Here is a 24,080-nt window from a genome sequence, read left to right on the forward strand (position 1 = left end):
ATCGGCATAGGGGACGGCCATGAGGCCGTACCCCTGCCACACCACCCGGCATGCGGGTCCGCACCGGGCGGTTCGAGAAGTTGAGGTTATGAGAGACGAGGTACGCCGAGCCGGTCGAAGTATGCGATGGTCAGGGCGCTGTTGAGCAACTGGGCGCTGTTACGCCACCAACGGCGGCTGCTCGCCGCCGTCTGTCGCGCAACGTCGACCGACGCCCCCAACGCACGAAGTTCCCGGTAGATGGTCGGGCCCCGGCGCCAATGTTTAAGCTGGATAGCCCGCAGCCGGTGACGCAACCACTCGTCCAGTGCCAACCACACACCGGGCGTTTGCGCCAACCGGAAGTACGCCCTCCATCCCAACACATAAGCCCGTAGCCGTTCCACCACTTCGGGCATGCCGCGCCCGCCAGAGCGGCGGGTCAGTTCTCGAATGCGGTGTTTGAACGCCAGCAGCGGTTTGGCCGCCACCTTGCGTTTGACCACACCGCCCGCAGCTACCCACAGGCTGTAGCCCAGAAACTTGCGACCAAACACACTCGCCACGGCGCTTTTGGTCTCATTGACCTTCAGGCGCAGCCGACCATACAGGCGTCGCAACAGCGCCATCACCCGCTCGCCCGCACGACGGCTGCGAACATACACATTCGCATCGTCAGCGTAGCGGGCGAAGCAGTGGCCCCGCCGCTCCAGTTCCTTGTCCACCTCATCAAGCAGAACATTAGCCAGCAACGGGGATAACGGTCCGCCCTGCGGCGTGCCCTGATCCCGTTGCTGGACCACCCCGTCAGCCATGATGCCGCTGTTCAGATACGCCCGGATCAGCCCGATCACTCCGGCGTCCCCAATGCGTTTCTGCAAACGGTCGATCAGGATGTCGTGGTTGACCCGGTCGAAGAACTTCTCCAGATCAACGTCAACCACGGTTCGCCGTCCCGACTGCACGTACGATTGCGCGGCAAGCACCGCATCGTGCGCACGCCGTCCGGGCCGGAAGCCGTAGCTGTGCTCGCTGAAGGTAGGGTCCAGAACTGGCTGCAGCACCTGCAGCAGTGCCTGCTGGATCAGCCGGTCCGTCACCGTCGGGATGCCAAGCTCACGCTCGCCTCCGTCCGGTTTCGGGATCGCCACCCGTCGTACCGGACTGGGCCGGTACGTGCCCTTCAGCAATTGTTCACGGATCGCAGGCCACGCCGTCACCAGATGACGCGACGTCTGGTCAATGTCCAGACCGTCCACGCCAGCGGCTCCCTTGTTAGCCCGTACCCGCTTGAACGCCTGCTTCAGATTCTCTCTCGTCAGAGCCGCTTCCAGCAGCGCTGACCCTGTGTCCCCGGATTCATGTCGCGGGCAGCAGGCTTCGTCGCTAGCAGGTACGCGCGCAGCTTCACCGCGCGCTTCCCTCGCTCGCCCCGTTTGCACGGGCATCTGACGCACTGCCTGCCGCATCGACATAACGCTGGACACTCCTTTCCGTTCGGCCCTTCGTCACCAGCTTCCACCTCACCGGCTTATCCTGTGACTACTACGGCCTCTGCTGACTTCCCGCTCCGGCTCGACGCCGTTGCCCTTTCAGGCATGAGGCGGGATCTCCCCAGGTAAGAACGCACTCCTTCACTGCACAGCCGCCGGATCTACGCCGCCGCCCCTTGATCACGAGAGCTTCGCGGCTTTTTGCCCGCTCGCCCTGGACGGCACCGCCTTCTATCCGGTTCTTGTTCATCGGCTCGCAGTTTCGCTCCACGCTTCCTCCCCACACTCGGTCGCCCTCATGCAGTTGCGCTTCGCTTCGCTCGCTGTGATCAACTTGCGGTGGGACTTGCACCCACTAGAGTGCGCCCATGCTGGGCGCACAAAAAAAGCGCGACGCCCGAACGGGCATCGCGCATGAACCGGCGTGGAGCGCCGACGAATGAAACGTGATGAAGAAGCGGGGCCGCGACGGGCGGACGATCGAGCGTGCGCGCCTCGCGCGGTGCTCAGGCCTTCGCGAGCTTGATGCTGGTCGGCTCCGCGGTCAGGTAGCCGACGCTTGCGCCGAACCGGTCCTTGTAGTTCGCGCGCACGAGCGGATCGAGCGTCGGCTTGACCTTGTCGTGCAGCGGCGATTCCCAGTCGCCCACGTGCTGGAAGTTGCTCATGATGTAAGTCCAGCCGTTGATCTCGTCGACCGCGTGCAGGCCCGTCGATTCGGCGCCGGCCGGACACGACAGCACGCGCGTGAGCGATTTCGTGTCGACGTTGTACGCCCACAGGAAGTTGTTCACGTGCATGCCCGAGTCTTCGCCGATGAAGAGGGTGCGCAGCTTTTCGGAGAACTTCAGGTTGTCCGGGTTCGCGATCTTGTCCGGGTTCGCGAGGTTGCCGAGCGCGTCGGCCGTGGCGAGATCCTCGCCGACGAGCGCGGCCGGCGCGCCCATGTCGACCGGCACCCATTCGCTGTCGATCGCGCCGCCCGACGTGTCGCGCTGGCCGGCCTTCAGGTTCAGCGCGTAGACGGCGCCTGCGGCGATCTTCTTGTCGACCGCGACGTCGCGCGACACCGCGTTGCCCTGGACCATCGACGTTTCGATTCGCGACATCGCCGTGTAGACGATCTTGTCCTTCGCATTGACCGTCGTGCCTTCGAGCTTCGTGAACGCCATGCTGCCGCCGATCAGCGCCGCGTAGCGGTGCGTCTCGAGGAACGCGGCCGCCTTTTCCATCCCCGGCTTCACGCGCATCCAGTTGAACTTGCCGCCGAAGTGGATCTTCGTGTAGCTCGCATCGTTCGGATCGACGGTCGCGAGGTCCATGATGTCCGACGCCTTCAGCGTGTTCGCGAGCGCTTCGATCTCGCTGCTCGTCGCGTGGCCGATCCTGATCCACGTGAGCGTCGCGCTGCCGGCGCCGGCCGACGACGTCTGGGTCCACTTCGCGACGTACAGCGTGCCGGCCGACAGGTCGGCCGCCTTGTCGGCGACGAACATGAACAGGCCGCCGTTGGTCGCGTCGTCGCCCATCATCACGGTGCGCTGGTCCGGCATCACCTGGATCAGCTCGTGCGAGATGCGGCCGAGGCAGTAGTGCTTCCTGACCGTGCCGGTGCCGTCGGGGTTCACCGTGATCTCGGGCAGGTGGCCGTAGTGATACGGGTTCGCCTTGGTCTCGTCGCCGAACGTGTTCTTGCTGAATGCCTTGAACTGCGCGTCGGTCGCGGCCTTCGTCGCGTCCGGCTCGTATTCCTCGCTCGACAGGTGCGTGCCCCACGGCGACAGGCTCGCGCCGCAGGTGATCCACAGGCCGTGTGCCTTCGACGTGTCGACGTTGTGATACTTGACGACCTTCAGCGCACCGTTCGACGGATCCTGGTCGAGCGTGATCACTGCGATCGGCGACGGCAGCTGGCCGTACTGCGATGCGCTCGCCTGGTCGCGCGTCGTGTATTCGAACTGCACGACCGCGAACACCGTGTTGCCTTTCACGCCGGCCACGTTCGCGTTCTTCACCGTCAGCAGCGAGCTGCCGTCCGGGCAGTCCGAATAGAACTGGCGCTCCTTGCCGGCCACCGAGCGATCGATGATCGGCTGGTTGTTGATGTCGTAGTAGCCGCCTGCGAGCGTCGTGCCGCCCTTGCCGTCCGGCACCATGTCGCCCGTCACGAAGAACGGTTTGTACGCGAGCTTGAAGTTGCGCGACGAGCCGTCCGAGAACGAGACCGACAGCGTCGAGCCGACCGTCGTCGTGGCCATCGCGGCCGCGTTGTCGAGCGTCGGGGCGGCCATCGCGGAGAATGCCGCCGACGTGTAGGCGGCGGCCGCCGGCGTCGTGACCGAAGCGGGAGCGTCGTCGCCGCCGCAGCCCGTCAGCATGGCCGGCAGCGCGAGGCCGGAGAGAGGCAGCATGGGCGCGCCGGCGAGGATCTTCAGGGCCTGACGACGGGAAGCATTGGGCAACGCGGGCATGTGGAGTCCAGTTTCGGTTGTTGGAAGAATGGCTATCGCGAAGCAGGCGAACGGCAAGCTTCGCGAAGGCGTATTGAAAACTGGACGGAAGTGTAAGGACGCTAGATGAAAGTTTTTTGAATTGAAAACGTAATGATGCGTCGGTGTCCGTCAGGCGAGCTGACGGACGCCGTCGCAGGCGCTTCCGCTCACTCGCGTTCAGGCGTGGCCGAGATGCGGTGGATCGACAGGTCGGCGCCGTCGAATTCGGCTTCGCGATCGAGGCGCAGGCCGACGGTTGCCTTCAGCGCGGCGTAGACGAGCGTGCCGCCCGCGGTCGCGATCGCAATGCCGCCGAGCGTGCCGATGAGCTGCGACACGAACGACACACCGCCGAGGCCGCCGAGCGCGGGCTGCCCGAACACGCCGGCCGCGAGCCCGCCGAGCGCGCCGCACATGCCGTGCAGCGGCCACACGCCGAGCACGTCGTCGATGCGCCACCGGTTCTGCACGCAGGTGAACATCGCGACGAACACTGCGCCGGCCGCCGCACCGGTGACGAGCGCGCCGATCGGATGCATCACGTCGGAACCCGCGCACACCGCGACGAGGCCCGCGAGCGGGCCGTTGTACGTGAAGCCCGGGTCGTTGCGGCCGGCCATCCACGCGGCGAGCGTGCCGCCGACCATCGCCATCAGCGAGTTCACGGCGACGAGGCCACTGATCTTGTCGAGCGTCTGCGCGCTCATCACGTTGAAGCCGAACCAGCCGACCGCGAGCACCCATGCGCCGAGCGCGAGGAACGGGATGTTCGACGGAGGATGCGCGGCGATCCGGCCGTCCTTCGCATAGCGGCCGTGGCGCGCGCCGAGCAGCAGCACGGCCGGCAGCGCGACCCAGCCGCCAAACGCATGCACGACGACCGAGCCCGCGAAATCGTGGAACGGCGCACCGAACGCATGCGTGAGCCAGGCCTGCACGCCGAAGCGCTCGTTCCACGCGATGCCTTCGAAGAACGGATAAATGAAGCCGACGATGATCAGCGTCGCGACGAGCTGCGGGTTGAACTTCGCGCGCTCGGCGATGCCGCCGGACACGATCGCGGGGATGGCCGCCGCGAACGTCAGCAGGAAGAAGAAGCGCACGAGTGCGTAGCCGCTGTGCTGCGACAGCGTGCCGATGTCGTCGAAGAATTCGACGCCGTACGCGATCGTGTAGCCGATGAAGAAGTACGCGAGCGTCGACACGGAGAAGTCGACCAGGATCTTCACGAGCGCGTTGACCTGGTTCTTCTTGCGGACCGTGCCGAGTTCGAGAAATGCGAAGCCCGCGTGCATCGCGAGCACCATGACGGCGCCGATCAACAGGAACAGTGTGTCGACGCCGGATTTCAGACCATCCATGCCGTGGCTTCCTTGCGCAAAAAACGGGCGAGGTACGCAAGTATCGAGCCAACTTGGTGAACGGCTGCGTGCAATTGGTGCGGAAGGCCGGACGGCGCGGTATTCCGGTGACGTATGCACGATTGCGGGGCAGGCGATGCGCGGCCACGGGGCCGCTTCGGGTGCACGCGCGTGGTGCGCGACGGGCGGAACTGGTGCGTACGGCGCACGCTGCGGTGCGGTGTGGTGCGCAGCGATGCACCGCGCTGGCGCGTCAGCGGCGCGGGAACAACGTGCGTCGGCGGCGCAGCCGTCTCGCGCAGGTTGCCCAGTAGCTGGCCACCGCCGCCAGCCCGAGCGCGGCGAACGCGAGCGCCGCGACGCCCGCGGGCGACTGGCCGTCGCCGTCGGGGCCGAGGATGCCTCGCGCGACGATCAGCGTGGCCGTCCAGAAGCCGATCACGGCCTGCGCGAGCAGGCGCGCGGACGCGACGCGGCGCGCACGCCCGGCGGCGCGCAGGCCGCATGCGGACGGCGAACGCAGGCACAGGAACAGGGTAGCGGCGAGCACGGCGGCCAGCGCGATGAACCAGTCGATGAGGAATGCCATGAAGAAGCGGGAGGTGGACGAAGCGGATCGAAGCGTGTCCACTTTAGTGTCGTCGCGCGTGCGATTGAATCAGACGAGTCCGAAATTGCAAGGCGTTTTCAATCACGAGTCGACATTGGCCCCGTTCTGCAGGCGGTATCATCGATGTCGGTCCAACCATTCAGGCCGTGCGACGCGCGGCCGGAGATTGCAGATGAAGATGAAGACTTGGCCGGCGCGTCGCGCGCCCGGCTCCGTGCTGGCGCTCGCGACGATCGGCGCCGTGTTGTTGCTCGCGGGCTGCGAGAAGTCCGGCGCGCCGGCCACGCAACCCGATACGGCCGCGAGCGCGGCCGCCGATGCCGCGAACAGCGCGGCCAAGGCGCTCGGCCAGGTGGCGAGCACCGTCAACCAGCAGCTCGACGCCGCGAAGGCCGGCATCGCGTCGGCGGCGTCGGCCGTGCCGCCGCTGTCCGCGAGCGGTCTCGCGTCCGCCGCGCAGGCGCAGTTCGATGCGGCGGCTTCGTCGGTCGTCGCGCATGCGGCCTCCGAAGCGGGCGCGAGGATGGCGGAGGCCGGCAAGAAGCTCCAGCAATGGAGCCAGCAGAATGCGGCAGGCGCGAAACCGGCCAGCAACTGAGCGCGTGCTTGCGCAATCCGTTAAATGTAATTATAGTGGTTACATATTGTCGCCGGCCGCTGTTCGGGCCGGGCGTCAGCCGAGTGGGTGAGGAATGAATACCAGCAGCCGGTTCGCGTTTGCCGTTCACGTGCTTGCCTTGCTGTCGATGCAGGAAGGTGCGCCGCTGTCGTCCGACATCATCGCGGGCAGCGTGAACACGAATCCGGCGCTGATCCGCCGGCTGTTGTCGATGCTGGCGGCCGCGGGGCTCACCACGTCGCAGCTCGGCGCCGGAGGCGGTGCGCTGCTGGCGCGCGAGCCCGCCGACATCACGCTGCTCGACGTGTATCGTGCGGTCGACGATGCGCAACTCTTTGCGCTGCACCGCGAGGCGCCGAATCCGGCGTGCATTGTCGGGCGGCACATCCAGGGCGCGCTGATCGACTATATCGGCGACGCGCAGCGCGCGATGGAAGCATCGCTCGCCACGCGCACGCTGGCCGACGTCACGGCCGACGTGCTCGAATTGGAGCAGCGCGGCCGGCACGCCGGAAGTGCGAGCGGGTAAGCACGGGCAATGGATGAGGCAGGGCAGGAGGCCGGTGCCGCGCATGCGCGGCGATCGGCGCAACGGGGCGGTTGCTCCGTTTTTTTCGGTCTTATGTGTAATTACTTTAGTTACTTTTTTGGGGAATCGATATGACGCAACGTACTTTGAACATCGCGCTGTTCGGCGCCACCGGCATGATCGGCTCGCGCATCGCCGCGGAGGCCGTGCGTCGCGGCCATCGCGTGACCGCACTGTCGCGCCATCCGGGCGCGGGCAGCGAAGGCATCACCGCAAAGGCGGCCGATCTGTTCGACGCGGCCAGCATTGCGGCCGCGCTGCCGGGACATGACGTCGTCGCGAGCGCGTATGGTCCGAAACAGGACGATGCCGCGAAGGTCGTCGCGGCGGCGAAGGCGCTGGTTGCCGGCACGCGCGAAGCGGGCTTGAAGCGGCTCGTCGTGGTGGGCGGCGCCGGTTCGCTCGAAGTGGCGCCCGGCAAGCAGCTCGTCGACACCGAAGGCTTCCCGGAAGCATACAAGGCGGTCGCGCTCGCGCACCGCGATGCGCTCGACTACCTCGAAACGGTCAGCGATCTTGACTGGACGTTCTTCGCGCCGGCCGCGCTGATCGCGCCGGGCGAGCGCACGGGCACGTTCCGTACCGGCGCCGGCAAGCTGATCGTCGACGCGCAGGGCAACAGCAAGATCTCGGCGGAAGACTATGCGGTTGCGTTCGTCGATGCGCTCGAGCAGGACAGCTTCGTGCGCGAGATCGCGACGGTCGCGTATTGAGCGGCAGCGCGGCGGGCGACGCGTAAGCGGCGGCACGGGTCGCACGCGGCGGCGCGCCGCAACGGGTCGCGATTTCAGGCGATTCCCCCTTGACGGGCGGAATCGCCTGTTTCGTTTGGGGTGCTGATTTCGCGCGGGCCGGCGCGAACGAAACGTGCGCACGGCAGATCGTCGCGCGCTCGATTGGTATTTATCCCGGTCGACGCGGCGCGGCGGTTTCCATATTGTTCCCCGTCATGCTGAATGCATAGAAAAAATTTCTATCGAAGAAGGACCGGGTAAATGGATGCCATCGATCGCAAGCTGCTCGAGCTGTTGCAGGCAGATGCCACACTGCCGATCGCGGAGCTCGCGCAGCGGGTGAACCTGTCGCAGACGCCATGCTGGAAGCGCGTGCAGCGGCTCAAGGAAACCGGCGCGATCCGCGCGCAGGTCGCGCTGTGCGATCCGCGCAAGCTCGGCGTCGGCACGACCGTGTTCGTCGCGATCCGCACCAACCAGCACACCGAAGAGTGGGCGCAGCGCTTCACGCAGGCCGTGCGCGACATGCCGGAGGTCGTCGAGGTGTACCGGATGAGCGGCGAGACCGACTACTTGCTGCGCGTCGTGGTGGCCGGCATCGACGATTACGATCGCGTGTACAAGCAACTGATCCGGACGGTGCCGCTGTTCGACGTCAGCTCGTCGTTCGCGATGGAGCAGATCAAGTATTCGACCGCGCTGCCGGTGCGCGATCTTGCCGAGCCGGCGTAGCGAGCATCGGGGCGGCGCTGCGCGAGAAGGCGAGGGCGAGGCGGGAAGGCGGGAAGGCGGGAAGGCGACAAGCGAGAAGGCGACAAGGCGACAAGGCGACAAGGCGACAAGGCGACAAGGCGACAAGGCGACAAGGCGCGACAAGTTGCGGCCGGGCCCACGGGTACGCGCCGCCGACGACGATGCACACAGTGAGCGCCCGCTCAGCGGCCCCGTGCCAGCGCCCGCGCGCGTTCGTCCGCCAGCGCGTCGCGGCGCACGAACTCCGCGACGAACGGGCTGGCCGGATGGCGATGCAGCGCATACGGCGTGTCCCATTGCGCGAGCTGGCCATCCTTCATCACGCCGATCCGGTCGGCGATCGCAAATGCTTCCGCCTGGTTGTGCGTGACCAGCATCGCGGTATGCCCCGTGCGTTTCAGGATTTCGCGCAGTTCGAACGCGAGCCGCTCGCGCGTATCGACGTCGAGATTCGAGAACGGCTCGTCGAGCAGCAGCAGTTCCGGCGACGGCGCGAGCGCGCGGGCGAGGGCGACGCGTTGCTGCTGCCCGCCCGACAGTTCGTGCGGATAGGCGCCGCCCGAATCGGCGAGACCGACGAGATCGAGCAACTCGGCGACCCGCACGCGCCGGTCGGCCTTCGGCATGCGGCGCAGGCCGAACGCGACGTTCTCGGCCGCGCTCAGGTGCGGGAACAGCGCGTAGTCCTGGAACATCATCCCGATGCGCCGCCGCTCCGGCGGCACGTCGAACGCCGGTGCGGCGACGGGCGTGCCGTCCAGCACGATGCGCCCCATGCGCACCGGCTCGAAGCCGGCGATCGCGCGCAGCACGGTGGTCTTTCCGCAACCCGACGCGCCGAGCAGGCAACCGATGTCGCCGCGCGGCAGCGCGAGGCTCAGCCCGTCGACCACCGTGCGGCGGCCTTGCGGCGTGTCGTAGGCGACGCAGAGGTCGTCGAGTTCGAGCAGCTTCACGGTGTCAGGCTCCGATCTTGTGGCGGGTGCGCGCGAGCAGGATGACCGGCACGAGCCCGGCCAGCACGATCGCGAGCGCGGCGACCGCGCCTTCCTCGTAGGTGCCGCGCGCGGCTTCCGCATACAGCCAGGTCGCGAGCGTGTCGAAATTCAGCGGGCGCAGCAGCAGCGTCGCCGGCAGCTCCTTCATCGCGTCGACGAAGACGAGCAGCGCGCTCGTCGTGAGCGCGGGCCGCAGCAGCGGCAGGTGCACGCGGCGCAGCGTGCCGCCGGCCGTCTCGCCGAGCGAGCGCGCGGCCTGTTCGAGCGACGGCGGAATGCGTGCGAGGCCGGCTTCGATGCTGCCGGCCGAGATCGCGAGAAAGCGCACGGTGTACGCGATCACGAGCGCGACCGCGGAGCCCATCAGCAGCAGCCCGTCGCGGCCGAGCGCCGCGCCGAGCAGCCGGTCGGCCGCCGCGAACGGGATCAGCAGGCCGATCGCGAGCACGGTGCCCGGCACCGCGTAGCCGAGGCTCGCGATCCGCGCGCACGCGCGGGCCGGGCCGGCGCGGGCGCTGTCGCGTTGCGCGCGCGCCGCCCACGCGACGACGAGCCCGCACACGAGCGTCGCGACGGTCGCGGCGGCGGCGATCGTCAGCGTGTTCGCGAGCCCGGTCAGCAGTGGCGCGGATACGCCGCCGACGAGATGCAGCCGCTTGCCGGTCTCGGCGGCGAGATACGCGGCCGGCGCGCCAAAGCCGAGCAGCACGGGCAGCCAGCACAGCGCCGCGGCGCTCCAGGCGGCCGCGCCCGTCAGCCGGCGCGGCGCGATCGGGCGCATGCGGCGGCCGTGCGCGTAGCGCTGGCGGCGTCGTCCATAGCGTTCGAGTGCGATCATGCCGACGACGATCGCGAGCATCGCGAGTGCGATCTGCGCGGCGCCGGCGAGGTCGGAGCGCGTGATCCACGTGGTGTAGACCGATACGGTCAGCGTCTGCACGCCGAGGAATTCCGACGCGCCGATGTCGTTCAGCGTTTCGAGCAGCGCGAGGCTCACGCCGACCGCGATCGCGGGCCGCGCGAGCGGCACGACGACGCGCCAGAACGTCGCGACGCGTCCCGCGCCGAGCGTGCGCGCCGCTTCGAGCAGGCTCGCGGACTGCGTGACGAACATCGCGCGCGTACTCAGGTACACATACGGATACAGCACGAAGCCGAGCACGAAGATCGCGCCAGGCAGCGAGCGCAGGTCGGGCAGGCGGAACTGGCGCGGGCTGTCGAAGCCGAGCAGCGCGCGCAACGCGCTCTGCACGGGGCCGATCGGATGCAGCAGGTCGAGATAGGCGAACGCGACGATATAGGTCGGCACCGCGAGCGGCAGCAGCAGCGCCCACGTCAGCGTTCGGCGGCCGGGGAAGTCGTATGCGGTGACGAGCCACGCGCAGCCGGTGCCGATCACCGTGACGATTGCACCGACGCCCGCGAGCAGCAGCAGCGTATTGGCGAGCGCCTGCGGCAGCACGAATTCGGCGAGATGCCGCCAGTGCGCGAAATCGGCCCCGAATGCGGCGGCGACCAGCACCGCGAGCGGCGCCGCGACCGCCGCGGCGATCGCGACGGCCGCGCTCAGCGCAACGCTGCCCGCGCGCGGGCGCAACGGCTGGCGGCGCGCGCGGACGATCGATGCATCAGTTGTCAAAGCCGACCTTGTCGACGAGCTGGCTGGCCGCCTTGCGATGCTTCGCGATCTCCGTCAGCGGCAACGGGTCGACCTTCAGCGTGCCGAAGCTCGCGATCACCGGATCGAGCTTCACGTTCGCGCGCACCGGGTATTCGTAGTTCGCCTGCGCATACAGCGCCTGCGCTTGCGGCGATACCAGGTATTCGAGCAGCTTCACCGCGTTGGCCTTGTGCGGCGCGTGCTTCGCGACCGTCGCGCCGCTGATGTTCACGTGCGTGCCGCCGCTCTTCGCGTTCGCGAACGTCGGCCGCACGACCTTGATCGCGTCGCCCCACTTGCGTGCATCGGTGCCGGCCTCCGCGTTCTTCATATGGCCCACGTAGTACGCATTCGCGAGACCGACGTCGCAGATGCCGCCGAGAATGTCGCGCGCGACGTCGCGGTCGCCGCCCGTCGCCTTGCGCGCGAGGTTCGCCTTCACGCTGCGCAGCCATTTTTCGGTCGCGGCTTCGCCGTCGTGCGCGATCATCGCGGCGACGAGCGCGGTGTTGTACGGATGCTGTCCCGAGCGGATGCAGACCTTGCCCTTCCATTTCGGGTCGGCCAGATCCTCGTAGCGGAACGCGTCGACCTTCAGGTCCTTTTCGACATACAGCACGCGATCGCGCAGCGACAGCGCATACCAGTCGCCTTGCGCGCCGCGCAGGTTCGCCGGAATCGCGTCGTCGAGCACCTTCGAGCGCACCGGTTGCGCGAGCCCGCCGTCGACGAGGTCCAGCAGGTTGCCGATGTCGACCGTCATCAGCACGTCGGCGGGCGACTGCGCGCCTTCGGCCTTCACCCGTTCGAGCAGGCCGTCCTTCACGAACACCGTATTGACCTTGACGCCGCTCTGCTGTGTGAACGCATCGATCAGCGGCTGGATCAGCTTCGGTTCGCGCGTGGTGTACAGGCTGACTTCCTCGGCTGCCTGCGCCAGCGGCGCGAACGCGGCGGCGGCAAAGGCGAGGGCGCCGGCGAGCGGCAGCAGGCGGGTGCGCGGATTCGACATGGAGACTCCGATGAGGCAGGCGGGCGAAGGAGCGTTCCGGGGGCGTGCCTGCCGCCCGAGCAACCCGAAACATTACAAAGCGAAAGATTTCGGATTCTAGATCGAAATGGGAACGATTATCAAATGAAAGCTTGCGTCGGCCGCGGAGGCAGGCTTGGGGCGGCACGCAAACGGCGCGTCGCGGCACGTGCGCAAGCGCGTAGAATGCCCGCTTCGACAAATTGACGGAGTCGCCCCGACCATGAACGATCAGCGCAAGAAGAATCCTGTCCGCAACGTGAGCATCCTGATCGTCGTGGCCGTGCTGCTCGTGATCGGGACGATCCTGTACAACGCGATCTCGCAGAAGCGCGCGTACGACGACGCGCATCCGCCGCAGGCCGCGAGCGCGAGCGCCGCGTCGCACTGAACGAGCGGGCGCTGCCGGACCCTGGCGGTCAGGCAGGGACTGGCAGCGACCGGCACGAGCAGCGAGGCGATGGAACGGGCGGCTGACGACGCGCAAAGCATCGCGCCCGTGCCGCGCCGTGCCGGAAGAAAAAACGGGCGCCGAAGCCGGCGCCCGCGCGGGGGAAATCAGTGGTGCGTCAACGTGACGCAGCGGCGAACTTCGGGCGGATCCGTGCGTAGAACACGACCGCGAGCAGCGCGAGCCAGGCCGCGCCGACGTAGAGCGCGACGCGCGTGTCGTCGAACCAGCCGAGCATCACGATCACGAAACCCATGAACGCGATCGTCAGCGCCGGTGCGACCGGCCACAGCGGCACCTTGAATTTCAGCGCCGCGACTTCCGCGCGCGACAGGCGACGGCGCATCGCGATCTGCGACAGCAGGATCATCAGCCACACCCACACGGTAGCGAACGTCGCGATCGCCGCGACCACCAGGAACACGTCCTTCGGCATCACATAGTTGAGCACCACGCCGACGAACAGCGCGCCCGCCATCACGAGCACCGTGACCCACGGCACGCCGTGTCGCGACGTCGTCATCAGCACGCGCGGCGCCTGGCCCTGCTGCGCCATCCCGAACATCATCCGGCCCGCGCCGAAGATGTCGCTGTTGATCGCCGAGATCGCCGCGCTGATCACGACCAGGTTGAGGATCGTCGCGGCCGACTTCACGCCGAGTGCCGAGAAGATCTGCACGAACGGGCTGCCGTCGTTGCCGACGCCCGTCCACGGGCTGATCGACATCAGCACGACCATCGTCAGCACGTAGAACAGCAGGATGCGCGCCGGCACCGCGTTGATCGCGCGCGGAATCACGCGCTCCGGATCCTTCGCCTCGCCGGCGCTCATCCCGATCACCTCGATGCCGCCGTACGCGAAGATCACGACCGACAGCGACGCGATCAGGCCGCCGACGCCGTGCGGGAAGAAGCCGCCATGGTTCCACAGGTTCGCGAAGCTCGGCACGTCGGCCGAATGGCCGACGTGCATGCCGGTCAGCAGGATCGCGACGCCGCCGCCGATCATCGCGACGATCGCGCCGACCTTGATGATCGACAGCCAGAACTCGAGCTCGCCGAATACCTTCACGTGGCACAGGTTCAGTCCGCAGATGACCGCGACGACGCCGAGCACCCAGATCCATTGCGGGACGTCCGGAAACCAGAAGCCCATGTAGATGCCGAACGCGGTGATGTCGGCGATCGCGACGATCACCATTTCGAGCGTGTAGGTCCAGCCGGTCACGAAACCGGCGAACGGCCCCAGGTTTTCGGTCGCGTAGTGGCCGAACGAGCCGGCGACGGGCTCGCGCACGGCCATCTCGCCGAGCGCGCGCATCACCATGTAGACGGCCGCGCCGCCCAGGATGTAGGCCAGGATCACCGCGGGCCCCGCGAGCTGGATCGCCGATGCGGAACCGTAGAACAGACCGGTGCCGATCGCCGAGCCCAGCGCGAGAAAGCGGATGTGCCGCGCGCTCAGATGGCGCTGCAAGTTCTTCATCGAGTCTCCGATATCGTTGTGCAACGGACCGGGCGAGCGGGCCGGTCCGGTTGGCGCAAGTTGTCTATACAACTTAAAATGTGAACGAATGATAACAAGCCGGGCAGATGGCCGGAATCGGGTATTCCCTGACTGGCGCGAGCGGCGGAATCGGGCGTGATGCGAGCGCGCGGCGGGCCGGCCGTCGCGCGAAGCGGGCGGGTCATGCGTACGGGGAGGGCTGGAGCGGGCGCGCCGGCGGCCGCCCCGCCGCGCGAGGCGAACGCCGGCGGAACGACGTCATGCGGGCAGGCGGATGACGCTCGCGTCCTTGCGGATCAGCAGCGACGACGCAAGCATCTGCTTGCACTGGTGCGCGAGCACCTTGAGATCGTGCGTGAGCTCGGCGCCGACCGCGTCGGATTTTTCCGCGGATACGACCATCGCGTCGAGCTCGCGCGTGATCTGCTTCGTCGTGTCGAGCTGGTCGGCCGGCGGCGGCTCGCCGGCTTCCGCCTTCGCGAGGTTGTCGAGCACGGCGGACAGGCCGCGGTGCAGCGCGTCGTCGTGCACGAGGGTGTCGTCGGCCGCGCACGCGCTGCGGATCAGCGGCGCGGCGGCGGTGATCTGCGCGCCGAGCACGTGCGTCTGCACGAGCAGGTCGTTCAGCTCGGGCACGAAGCGCTGGTGCGCCTTCGGCTCGATCATCATCCGCTGGAACGCCTGGCCGAGGTTCGCGAACGCGATGTTCACGTCCTTGCGCGCGAGGCGGTACCGGTAGTCGTCGTCGAGGGTCGCGGCCGGCGTTTCGATCGCCGCGGCGACGCCCGGCACGACGGCCGCGCCGTCGGCGATCGGCACGGGTGGCTGCGACACGCCGCGCCCGGCGCGCCACGCGGCCTCGAAATACTTGCGGGTCGACGTGAGCATGTCGGCGACGAGCTTGCCCATCAGCCGGTATTCCCAGTACGGGAACAGCCGGCTCGCGGCGATCGCGATCATGCAGCCGACCACGGTGTCGATCGCGCGTTCGCCGATGATCCGCATGCTGCCCGGCGCGAGCAGGTGGAACATCAGCAGCACGTACGACGACGTGAACACGACGCTCGCCGTGTAGTTGAACAGCAGCAGGCTGTAGCTCATCACCATCGAGCCGAACATGATCGCGATCAGCAGGTGCGGCTCCTTCACCGTGTAGATCAGCGCGATGCTCGCCGCGCAGCCGATCAGCGTGCCGACGATCCGCTGCGCGTTGCGCTGCTTGGTCAGCGAGTAGCCGGGCTTCAGGATGATGATGCTCGTCATCACGATCCAGTACGCGTTCGTGAGCGGCAGCAGCCGGCCGAGCCAGAAGCCGACGGCCACCGCGATCGTCACGCGCAGCGCGTGGCGAAAGCTCGGCGAGCGCATGTTCAGGTTCGAGAAGATCAACAGCGGCGACATCCGGCGACGCTGCAGGAAGCGCGCGAGCGCCTTGTCGATCTTCAGTTCGGTCTGCTGCGGATCGGCATGGCCGGACAGGTTGCGCCGCATCCGGTCGATCAGGCGCGTCGCGCTCCAGATGCGCCGGAACGTCGCGAGCACCGCCGCGTACGCTTCCGGATTGCTGGCCGCGAAGTGCTTCTTGCGCATCAGCTCGATCTCGTACTCGATCGCGCGCAGTTCGGCCTTCACGCTGATCCGCGAATGCGGCGCGCGGTTCTCGAGCACCGCGAGCCCGATCTCCTCGAGATCGGCGGCCGCCTTGCGGATCAGGTCGCGGTAGAAAATGATCAGGTCCGAGCCGCCGAACGTGTTGCGCACGAGCGGGTAGTCGGTGTGCGCGCCGACGAACAGTTCGTGCAGGTCGACGCTGTTGATGAACAGGTTGTACATCGTCGTGCGGCCGGGGTCGAGCTTGCCGCGGCGCAGTTTCGGCAGGTTGCGCAGCACGATGTCGCGCGCGGTTTCCTGCGTTTCGACCGCCGAGATCTGCTTCGCGACGAGGTTGCGGTAGCACTCGTCGAGATCGGCCTCGAGATCGTAGAACTGCGCGCGCGCGAGCAGGTAGTCGGCGCATGCGAACAGGCTCTCGGCGAGCGCCTGCTGCTCGATCCGGCGCGCCTGCCATTGCGACACGAGCGTTGCCCAGTACGTGTACCAGAGGCCGCCCGCGAGGATCCAGCCGGCGTTGATGAACGCCTGCAGCGGCGTGAAGTTCTCCTCGAGCGTCATCACCATCATGAACAGCGTCGCGAAGCTGATCTGCGGCCAGCGGTTGCCGTATACGACGATCAGCGACAGCACGAACGTGAGCGGCACGATCGTCAGCCACAGCACGAAGATGTTCGGGGTGGCGAGGCCGGTCGCGAGCGCGGCGAGGAAGCCGATCACGCTGCATGCGAGCATTTCGTTGTGCTTGTACTTGAGCGGGCCGGGCATGTCGACGACGCACGCGCCGAGCGCGCCGGTCGAGATCGTGAAGCCGAGCTCCCGGTCGTGAAACACGATCAGGCAGAGTACCGCCGGCAGCGACACGCCGACCGCGATCCGCAGGCCGCCGAAAAAATACTGGCTGTAAAAAAACTTTCTGATTTCGACCGAATAGCGCATCGATGGGCTGAATGGCAGACGAAGACGCCCGGGGCGGCGTATTGACTGGCGACGAGTCTATCGTATTTCGCGGTCCGCAAAACCTGGCCGTTCGGACGAGGTTCGCCGCGACGGTCCTTTTGCTATCCTTGGTGCTCCTGTTCGCACGGCCCGGCCGGCGCGACGCACCGACACCCGCTTCATGCTCCATCTCTTCTATTCGAACCGTCACGAAACGCTGGCCGACGCGCTGCTCGACGATCTGGCCGCGTTCCCGGCCCGCAACGGCCCGTGGGCGCCGCAGCAGGTCATCGTGCCGAGCGCCGCGCTGCGCCGCCGTCTCGAACTCGACATCGCCGCGCGCCACGGCGTGTGCGCGAACGTCGAGTTCACGTATCTCGCGCAATGGCTGTGGGCGCAGATCGGCCGAGTGCTCACAGTGCCCGCGCGCTCGCCGTTCGCGCCGGACCGTCTCGTGTGGCGCTGCTACCGGCTCTTCGCGCAGGCCGCGGGCGGCGCGCCTTGGCTTGCGTCGCCGCGGCTGGCCGCGTATCTGTCGGCGTCCGACGACGCGATGCGCTACGAACTCGCGCATCGCGTCGCGGCCGTGCTCGATCATTACCTGACCTATCGGCCCGAATGGCTGGCCGCGTGGCAGGCCGGCGAGTCGGTGCTCGCGGGCGACGGCGCGCCGCGCGGCATCAGCGACGCCGCGCGCGACGACGAGCAGTGGCAGGCCGCGTTGTGGCGCGCGCTGCTCGCCGAGCTGAGCGACAGCGGCACGCCGCCCGCGCATCGCTTTCTCGTGGAGGCGCGCAATCTCGACCGCGAGACCGTCGCGCGCGCCGACTGGCCGGAGTCGGTCAGCGTGTTCGCGCTGCCGACCATGCCGCCGCTGCACGTCGCGCTGCTGCGCGAACTGTCGCGCTGGATCGACGTGCGCGTCTATGCGCTCAACCCGTGCCGCGAATTCTGGTTCGACATCGTCACCGCCGCGCATGCCGAGTCGCTCGACGCGGCCGGGCGGCTCGACTATCAGGAGGTCGGCCACCCGCTGCTCGCGGAGTGGGGGCGGCAGACGCAGGCCCAATTGCACATGCTGCACGAGCTCACCGAAAGCGCCGCGTCGGGCGATGCCTCGCGTTTCGTCGGGAATCCCGCGCCGACCTGGCTCGCGCGCGTGCAGAACGCGATCCTCGACCTGCAGCCGGAGGACGAACTCGGCGACCCGCCGGCCGAGCGCGGCATCGAGGTACACGTGTGCCACAGCCTCGCGCGCCAGCTCGAGGTGCTGCATGATCGGCTGCTCGCGTGGTTCGATGCCGACGCGACGCTGCAGCCGTCCGACGTGCTGGTAGCGGTCGCCGATCTCGCGGCGGCCGGGCCGCTGATCGATGCCGTGTTCGGCACGGCGGGCGCCGGCGGCGCGCGCGTGCCTTACCGGATCACCGGCCTGCCGCCGTCGCAGGCGAACCCGGTCGCGCGCGTGCTGCTCGAATGGCTCGCGCTGCCGGAGCGGCAGGTCGGTGCGCCGGAGCTGGTCGAATGGCTGCGCGTCGACGCGGTGGCGGCCCGCTACGGGATCGACGCGGCCGCACTCGAGACGGTGCAGACCTGGCTTGCGGCCGCCGGCGCGCGGCGCGGGCTGTCGCCCACGCTGAGCGACGACGCGGCGGTGCCCGCGCCACGCCATACGTTCTCCGATGCGCTCGCGCGGCTCTTCCTCGGTTATGCGATGCCGGAAGGTGCCGCGCCGGTCGGCGCGTGGCTGCCGATCGAGGCGGCCACCGGCAGCGAGGCCGAACTGCTCGGTCGGCTCGCGCGCTTCACCGACGATCTCGACGGCTTCGCGCGGCGGCTCGCCGAAGCGCATACGCCGCGCGCCTGGAGCGAACTGTTCGCCGACACGCTCGCGCGCTTCTTCGACTCAGGCGCCGCGTATGCCGACGCGCTGGCGGGCGTGCGCGACGCGCTCGACGCGATGCTGGCCGCCATGACCGAAGGCGCGCCCGACGAGGCGTTGCCCGCGCCGGTGGTGCGCGCGGGGCTCGCTGCCGCGCTCGACGATCCGGCGCGCGGCGGGGTGCCGTGGGGCGGCGTCACGTTCTCGTCGCTGACGAGCCTGCGCGGGCTGCCGTACCGCGTCGTATGCCTGCTCGGGATGGACGACGGCGTGCTGCCGAGTCTCGCGCGTGCCGACGAGTTCGACCTGATGGCCGTGCTGCCGAAGCTCGGCGACCGGCAGCGCCGCGACGACGAGCGCAACCTGTTCCTCGACCTGCTGCTCGCGGCGCGCGACCGGCTGCTGATCGCCTATACGGGGCGCAGCATCCGCGACAACGCGCCGTTGCCGCCCGCGGCGCTCGTCGACGAGCTGCTCGACCATCTCGCGCTCGTCACGGCCGGCCCCGACGCCGCACCGGACGCGGTCGATGCCGCGCGGCGCGCGTTCGTCGTCGAGCATCCGCTGCAACCGTTCGCGGCCGCGTATTTCCGGCCCGACAGCGAACTGGCTTCGTACGATGCCGAGCGCGCGACGCTTGCGGCACTGCTGGCGGCCGAAGCGTCGCGCGATGCGACGCGCGAGCAGCCGTTCTTCGCGCAGCCGCTGCCGGCCGAGCCGGCCGAGCCCGTCGCGTTCAGCGAATTCGAACGTTTCTGGCGGCATCCGGCGCGTGCGTTGCTGCGTGCCCGGCTCGGCATCGTGCTGTCCGACGCGCAGGCCGAACTGCTCGACACGGAGCCGTTCGCACTCGATTTCGCCGGCAGTGACGCGCTCGCCGAGCGCGTGCTGCCGCTCCTGATCGAATCGGCCGAGGGCGGCGTGCACGACCACGCGCTGCGTATCGCGGACGCCAGCCCGGAGCTGCCGGGCGGCGCGACGGGCGCCGTCTGGCGCGACCAGGCGCTCGGCTCGATGACGCAGCTCGCGTCGAATGTGCGGCGTGCGCTCGCCGACGGGATGGAACGGCGCCCGTTCACGCTCGAAATCGCGCCCGCATGGCCGGACACCGAGCAAGCGCTGTTCGGCGCCGACGATGCGATGCTGGCCGGCGACGCTGTGAGTGCGCCGCTCGAGCTGCACGGCACGCTGAATCGGCTGACGCCCGCAGGGCAGATCATCTATCGCTATGCACGGCCGAGCGCGCGCGACTATCTGTCCGCGTGGCTCGCGCACCTCGTCTATTGCGCGGTGGTGCCCGACGGCCCGCGCCGCACGCTGTGGTTCGGCAGCGGCGGCGCGTTCGAACTCACGCCGGTCGCGGCGCCGCTCGCACGGCTCGCGCCGCTTGCCGCGCTGTTTCGCGCGGGGCGACGCATGCCGCTGCGGTTCTTTCCGCGCAGCGCATGGGCGCGCGTGTCCGACGGCGACGCGAAGGCCGCGAGCGTGTGGATCAACGAGCGTGTGGCGAGCGAAGCCGACGACCCGGCCATCGCGATCGCGTGGCGCGGCGCGCATCCGTCGCTCGACGAACCGTTCGGCACACTCGCGCGGCTCGTGTTCGAGCCGATGCTCGAACATCTGAAGGAGGTCGCATGAGCGCCGTACCCCAGCCGCAGGCGGCGCTCGAACTCGACGTGTTCGCGTGTCCGCTCGACGGCGTCAACCAGATCGAGGCGTCCGCCGGCACCGGCAAGACGTGGAACATCTGTGCGCTCTACGTGCGCCTGCTGCTCGAAAAGGATCTCGGCGCGGACCAGATCCTCGTCGTGACCTTCACGAAGGCGGCGACTGCGGAACTGCACGAGCGGATTCGCGGGCGGCTCGCGCAGCTCGCGCATGCGCTCGATACGGGCGACGACGGCGGCGATCCGTTCGTCGCGCGCCTGCTCGAAACCACGCTCGGCGAAGCCGGCACGCTCGATCCAGAGACGGCCGCGAAGCGGATCCGGCGCGCGCTGCGCGCGTTCGACCAGGCGGCGATCCACACGATCCACGCGTTCTGCCAGCGTGCGTTGCAGGAAGCACCGTTCGCGGCCGCGATGCCGTTCGCGTTCGACATGCAGGCCGACGATGCGGCGCTGCGCTTCGAGCTCGCGGCGGACTTCTGGCGCACGCGCGTCGAGCCGATGGCCGCACGCTGGCCCGGTTTCGCAACGTGGCTCGTCGATTCGGGTGCGGGGCCGGCCGCGCTCGATGCGCAGCTCGCCCGCCGGCTGAAGAAGCCGCTCGCCGCGCTGCGCTGGGACGGCGTGGGCGAGCCGGACGAATCGGCGGAGGCCGCCGCCGCCGCGTGCTTCGAGGAAGCCGCGCGGCTGTGGGCTGCCGAGCGCGACGCGATCGACGCGTTGTTGCGCACCGCGCAGCCCGCGCTCAACCAGCGTTCGCACAAACCCGACGCCGTCGTCGATGCGCTCGGCGCGTGGTCCGCGCATTTCGCGCGGGGCGATGCGACGGCCGCGCTGCCCAAGGCCGCGCTCAAGCTCACGCGCGCCGCGCTCGTGAAAGCGACGAAAAAGGGCGGCGCGACACCGGAGCACCCGTTCTTCGACGTCGCCGACGCGCTCGAAGCGGCGGTGGCCGCGGCCGAGGCCACGCAGCATGCGCGCTGGCTCGCGCTGATCGCCGACTGGCTCGAGATGGCGCCGGCCGCACTGGCCGAGCGCAAGCGTACGCGCCGCGTCGTGTCGTTCGACGACCTGCTCGCCAACCTGTACCAAGCGCTGCACACGCATCCATGGCTCGCCGAGACGCTGCGCGAACGCTATCCGGCCGCGCTGATCGACGAATTCCAGGATACCGACCCGCTGCAGTTCGCGATCTTCGACCGGATTTTCGCGCCGCGCGGGCCGCTCTTTCTCGTCGGCGATCCGAAGCAGGCGATCTACAGCTTTCGCGCCGCGGATCTGCACACCTATCTGGCCGCGCGAGCAAGCGCGAGCGCGTGTTATACGCTCGCGGTCAACCAGCGCTCGACGCCGGCGATCGTCGCTGCGTGCAACCGCTTCTTCATGTCGAATCCGCGCGCGTTCGTGCTCGACGGCCTCGACTATTACGCGGTGCGGGCCGGCACGCGCGTGCGTGCGCCGTTCGTCGACGGCACCGACCGGGGCCCGGCCGGCGATTTCCGGATCTGGACGCAGCCGGGCGGCGACGGCACGCTGCTCAAGCGCGACGCCCAGGCGCAGGCCGCTCAGGCCTGCGCGGCCGAGATCGCGCGGCTGATGCGCGGCGCGCGCGAAGGGCACGCGCGGCTCGGCGACACGCCGCTGTCGCCGGGCGACATCGCGGTGCTCGTGCAGACCCACCGGCAGGGCAGTCTCGTGAAGCGCGTGCTTGCCACGTGGGGCATCGGCAGCGTCGAGCTCGCGCAGGCGTCGGTGTTTTCGACCGGCGACGCCGAGCAGCTCGAACGCGTGCTCGCGGCAATCGATGCGCCGGGCGATCTGCGGCGCTTGCGCGCGGCGCTCGCGGCCGACTGGTTCGGCCTCGATGCGGGCGCGCTATGGCGCATGGAGCAGGGCGATGGCGATGCGTCGCGCGAACCGGCCGACAGTACCGATGCGATGAGCTGGGTCGAGCGCTTTTCGCGCTATCGGCTGCTGTGGCGCGAGCGCGGCTTCGCGGTGATGTGGCGCACGTTCACGCGCGAGCTGCGCATCGCCGAGCGGCTGATGGCCGGCGCGGACGGCGAGCGCCGCGTGACCGACATCAATCATCTGGCCGAACTGACGCAGGCGCGCGCGTCCGCGCAGCCGGGCATCGCGCCGACGTTGCGCTGGCTTGCCGCGCAACGGCTCGACGGCGGCGGCGAGGAGGCGCAGTTGCGTCTCGAATCCGATCGCAACCTCGTGCAGATCGTGACCGTGCACAAGTCGAAGGGCCTCGAATACGCGGTCGTGTTCTGCCCGTTCCTGAACGATGGCGGCCTGCGTGAGCCACCTGCATCGGGGCTGCCTGACGCGCGCGAGTATCACGACGAAGCGGGCGACGCGGTGCTGCATTACGGGTGCGACGACGAAGCCGCCGCGCACGCGGCGCGTCAGGCGTTGCGCGAGCAGGCGGCGGAACGCGCGCGGCTCGTCTACGTGGCGCTCACGCGCGCGGTCTATCGATGCTATCTCGTCGCCGGGCCGTATCTGTCGTCGCGATCGACCCGCGAAGCGCGGCGCAGCGTGCTCAACTGGCTCGTCGCGGGCGCCGGGCAGTCGTTCGACGCGTGGCTCGACGAGCCACCCGACGAAGCGGCGCTCGACGCCGCATGGCAAGCACTGGCCGGCGGCCCCGTGAGCGTCGCGCCGTTGCCGGTGCCCGCGCGTCGCGAGCGCCTCGCGGCCGGGCACGATGCATCGCAGACGCTCGCGGCGCGGCATGCGACGCGCGTGCTGCGCGATGCGTGGCGAATGGCGAGCTTCAGTTCGCTGACCGCGTCGATGGCACGCGAGGAGGCGGGTGTCGCGATCGTGCCGGACGACGAGCTGCGGCCGGATCACGATGCGCTTGCCGCGGTCGCACCGGGCGGCGAATTCGCCGTGGCCGACACGGTCGCGGCCGAGCCGCCGGACGACGACATCCTCGTGTTTCCGCGCGGCGCGGCAGCCGGCGAGTGCCTGCACCGCCTGTTCGAACTGAGCCGCTTCACGGAGCCCGACTCGTGGCACCAGGCCGCGCTCGGTGCACTGCACGACCGGCCGGTCGAGGCCGAGCCCGAGCTCGGGGTGCGGTTGCCGGCGATGATGACTCGGCTCGTCGCCGACGTCGTCAGCACGGAACTCGTGCCGGGCATGCGGCTTGCGGATCTCGATCCGGCGAAGCGGCTCGACGAAATGGGGTTCCTGTTCCCGGCGCCGTCGCTCGAGCTGGGCGCGCTGCGCCGGCTGCTGGTCGCGCACGGCTATCCGGACGTTGCGCTGGAGGCGGGCATGCTCGCCGGTTTCATCAAGGGTTTCATCGACATGATCGTCGAACACGACGGCCGGTTCTGGATCGTCGACTGGAAGTCGAACCATCTCGGCAATACGCCTGATTCCTACGGACCGCGCGCGCTCGACGTCGCGATGGCCGATCACGCGTATCACCTGCAGGCGCTCCTCTACACGGTCGCGCTGCATCGCTATCTGCGCGGGCGGCTGCCCGATTACGACTACGACACGCATATCGCGGGCTACCTGTACCTGTTCGTGCGCGGCGTGCGGCCCGGCTGGCGCAGCGGCGGCGCGCCGGCCGGCGTGCACGCGCGGCGGCCGGCGCGCGAACTCGTCGACGCGCTCGACCGGATGATGGAAGGGGGCCGCGCATGAACGTTTCCGACGATACGCTCGAATTCACCGGCG

The 24,080-nt window shown here is 68.8% G+C and carries 16 protein-coding genes; 7 read left to right on the forward strand and 9 right to left on the reverse strand.

Annotated elements, in window-relative coordinates; all coding sequences use genetic code 11:
* Nucleotides 1-86 precede the first annotated feature (86 nt).
* From ltrA to O1Q03_RS37270, 4 genes are all read right to left on the reverse strand, one after another.
* Complete coding sequence (ltrA, locus tag O1Q03_RS37255; RefSeq protein ID WP_269504403.1) at nt 87-1,454, reverse strand: group II intron reverse transcriptase/maturase; 1,368 nt, start codon at nt 1,452-1,454, stop codon at nt 87-89.
* A 524-nt stretch (nt 1,455-1,978) separates the two neighbouring features.
* A complete protein-coding gene (locus O1Q03_RS37260; RefSeq protein ID WP_269510603.1) occupies nt 1,979-3,943 on the reverse strand; it encodes a PhoX family protein in 1,965 nt (654 codons plus the stop codon).
* 188 nt (nt 3,944-4,131) lie between these two features.
* Nucleotides 4,132-5,325: an ammonium transporter gene (locus O1Q03_RS37265; protein ID WP_269510607.1), complete on the reverse strand. Its 1,194-nt coding sequence runs from the start codon at nt 5,323-5,325 to the stop codon at nt 4,132-4,134.
* Between the two features lie 253 nt (nt 5,326-5,578).
* Nucleotides 5,579-5,914 (reverse strand): hypothetical protein, encoded by a 336-nt coding sequence (locus tag O1Q03_RS37270; RefSeq protein WP_269510635.1) that lies wholly within the window; start codon nt 5,912-5,914, stop codon nt 5,579-5,581.
* 193 nt (nt 5,915-6,107) lie between these two features.
* Between O1Q03_RS37270 and O1Q03_RS37275 the strand changes: the two genes are divergently transcribed.
* The 4 genes from O1Q03_RS37275 (at nt 6,108) to O1Q03_RS37290 (ending at nt 8,609) form a co-directional block, all read left to right on the forward strand.
* Entirely contained in the window at nt 6,108-6,533 is a 426-nt protein-coding gene (locus tag O1Q03_RS37275; RefSeq protein WP_269510610.1) for a hypothetical protein, read from the forward strand.
* A 94-nt stretch (nt 6,534-6,627) separates the two neighbouring features.
* Complete coding sequence (locus tag O1Q03_RS37280; protein ID WP_269510613.1) at nt 6,628-7,083, forward strand: Rrf2 family transcriptional regulator; 456 nt, start codon at nt 6,628-6,630, stop codon at nt 7,081-7,083.
* Nucleotides 7,084-7,214: 131 nt separating this feature from the next.
* Nucleotides 7,215-7,856, forward strand: coding sequence for an NAD(P)-dependent oxidoreductase (locus O1Q03_RS37285; RefSeq protein ID WP_269510616.1), 642 nt, complete (start codon nt 7,215-7,217; stop codon nt 7,854-7,856).
* A gap of 282 nt (nt 7,857-8,138) precedes the next feature.
* Entirely contained in the window at nt 8,139-8,609 is a 471-nt protein-coding gene (locus O1Q03_RS37290; RefSeq protein ID WP_006484401.1) for an Lrp/AsnC family transcriptional regulator, read from the forward strand.
* Nucleotides 8,610-8,812: 203 nt separating this feature from the next.
* Here O1Q03_RS37290 and O1Q03_RS37295 read toward each other — a convergent pair whose 3' ends face one another.
* The 3 genes from O1Q03_RS37295 to O1Q03_RS37305 are packed head-to-tail and all read right to left on the reverse strand — an operon-like array spanning nt 8,813 to nt 12,300.
* Nucleotides 8,813-9,586: an ABC transporter ATP-binding protein gene (locus O1Q03_RS37295; protein WP_269510619.1), complete on the reverse strand. Its 774-nt coding sequence runs from the start codon at nt 9,584-9,586 to the stop codon at nt 8,813-8,815.
* A gap of 4 nt (nt 9,587-9,590) precedes the next feature.
* Nucleotides 9,591-11,267, reverse strand: a complete 1,677-nt coding sequence (locus tag O1Q03_RS37300; protein WP_269510622.1) for an ABC transporter permease — start codon at nt 11,265-11,267, stop codon at nt 9,591-9,593.
* Entirely contained in the window at nt 11,257-12,300 is a 1,044-nt protein-coding gene (locus tag O1Q03_RS37305) for a Fe(3+) ABC transporter substrate-binding protein (RefSeq protein ID WP_269510624.1), read from the reverse strand. Before O1Q03_RS37305 ends, O1Q03_RS37300 begins: the two co-directional genes overlap by 11 nt.
* Nucleotides 12,301-12,541: 241 nt before the next feature.
* On the opposite strand from O1Q03_RS37305, the gene O1Q03_RS37310 reads away from it, so the two are divergent.
* Complete coding sequence (locus O1Q03_RS37310; RefSeq protein WP_269510625.1) at nt 12,542-12,709, forward strand: hypothetical protein; 168 nt, start codon at nt 12,542-12,544, stop codon at nt 12,707-12,709.
* Between the two features lie 178 nt (nt 12,710-12,887).
* Here O1Q03_RS37310 and O1Q03_RS37315 read toward each other — a convergent pair whose 3' ends face one another.
* Both O1Q03_RS37315 and O1Q03_RS37320 read right to left on the reverse strand, forming a co-directional pair.
* On the reverse strand, nt 12,888-14,255 hold the full coding sequence (locus O1Q03_RS37315) for an amino acid permease (RefSeq protein ID WP_269510627.1): 1,368 nt from the start codon (nt 14,253-14,255) through the stop codon (nt 12,888-12,890).
* A 279-nt stretch (nt 14,256-14,534) separates the two neighbouring features.
* Nucleotides 14,535-16,826, reverse strand: a complete 2,292-nt coding sequence (locus tag O1Q03_RS37320) for an FUSC family protein (protein ID WP_269510629.1) — start codon at nt 16,824-16,826, stop codon at nt 14,535-14,537.
* A 181-nt stretch (nt 16,827-17,007) separates the two neighbouring features.
* Between O1Q03_RS37320 and recC the strand changes: the two genes are divergently transcribed.
* Together recC and recB are read left to right on the forward strand one after the other, a co-directional pair.
* Nucleotides 17,008-20,346: an exodeoxyribonuclease V subunit gamma gene (gene recC, locus O1Q03_RS37325; protein WP_269510631.1), complete on the forward strand. Its 3,339-nt coding sequence runs from the start codon at nt 17,008-17,010 to the stop codon at nt 20,344-20,346.
* Nucleotides 20,343-24,047, forward strand: a complete 3,705-nt coding sequence (gene recB / locus O1Q03_RS37330; protein ID WP_269510633.1) for an exodeoxyribonuclease V subunit beta — start codon at nt 20,343-20,345, stop codon at nt 24,045-24,047. Before recC ends, recB begins: the two co-directional genes overlap by 4 nt.
* Nucleotides 24,048-24,080: the final 33 nt, after the last annotated feature.

Source organism: Burkholderia sp. IMCC1007, from assembly GCF_027257875.1.
In the GTDB taxonomy this organism is placed as follows: domain Bacteria; phylum Pseudomonadota; class Gammaproteobacteria; order Burkholderiales; family Burkholderiaceae; genus Burkholderia.

Bases quoted from the DNA above. Each gene is read 5' to 3' on its own strand.
- O1Q03_RS37305 (WP_269510624.1), bottom strand. From the start codon at position 12,300: ATGTCGAATCCGCGCACCCGCCTGCTGCCGCTCGCCGGCGCCCTCGCC.
- O1Q03_RS37275 (WP_269510610.1), top strand. From the start codon at position 6,108: ATGAAGATGAAGACTTGGCCGGCGCGTCGCGCGCCCGGCTCCGTGCTG.
- O1Q03_RS37310 (WP_269510625.1), top strand. From the start codon at position 12,542: ATGAACGATCAGCGCAAGAAGAATCCTGTCCGCAACGTGAGCATCCTG.
- O1Q03_RS37290 (WP_006484401.1), top strand. From the start codon at position 8,139: ATGGATGCCATCGATCGCAAGCTGCTCGAGCTGTTGCAGGCAGATGCC.
- O1Q03_RS37280 (WP_269510613.1), top strand. From the start codon at position 6,628: ATGAATACCAGCAGCCGGTTCGCGTTTGCCGTTCACGTGCTTGCCTTG.
- recC (WP_269510631.1), top strand. From the start codon at position 17,008: ATGCTCCATCTCTTCTATTCGAACCGTCACGAAACGCTGGCCGACGCG.
- recB (WP_269510633.1), top strand. From the start codon at position 20,343: ATGAGCGCCGTACCCCAGCCGCAGGCGGCGCTCGAACTCGACGTGTTC.
- O1Q03_RS37285 (WP_269510616.1), top strand. From the start codon at position 7,215: ATGACGCAACGTACTTTGAACATCGCGCTGTTCGGCGCCACCGGCATG.
- O1Q03_RS37320 (WP_269510629.1), bottom strand. From the start codon at position 16,826: ATGCGCTATTCGGTCGAAATCAGAAAGTTTTTTTACAGCCAGTATTTT.
- ltrA (WP_269504403.1), bottom strand. From the start codon at position 1,454: ATGTCGATGCGGCAGGCAGTGCGTCAGATGCCCGTGCAAACGGGGCGA.
- O1Q03_RS37270 (WP_269510635.1), bottom strand. From the start codon at position 5,914: ATGGCATTCCTCATCGACTGGTTCATCGCGCTGGCCGCCGTGCTCGCC.
- O1Q03_RS37265 (WP_269510607.1), bottom strand. From the start codon at position 5,325: ATGGATGGTCTGAAATCCGGCGTCGACACACTGTTCCTGTTGATCGGC.
- O1Q03_RS37315 (WP_269510627.1), bottom strand. From the start codon at position 14,255: ATGAAGAACTTGCAGCGCCATCTGAGCGCGCGGCACATCCGCTTTCTC.
- O1Q03_RS37260 (WP_269510603.1), bottom strand. From the start codon at position 3,943: ATGCCCGCGTTGCCCAATGCTTCCCGTCGTCAGGCCCTGAAGATCCTC.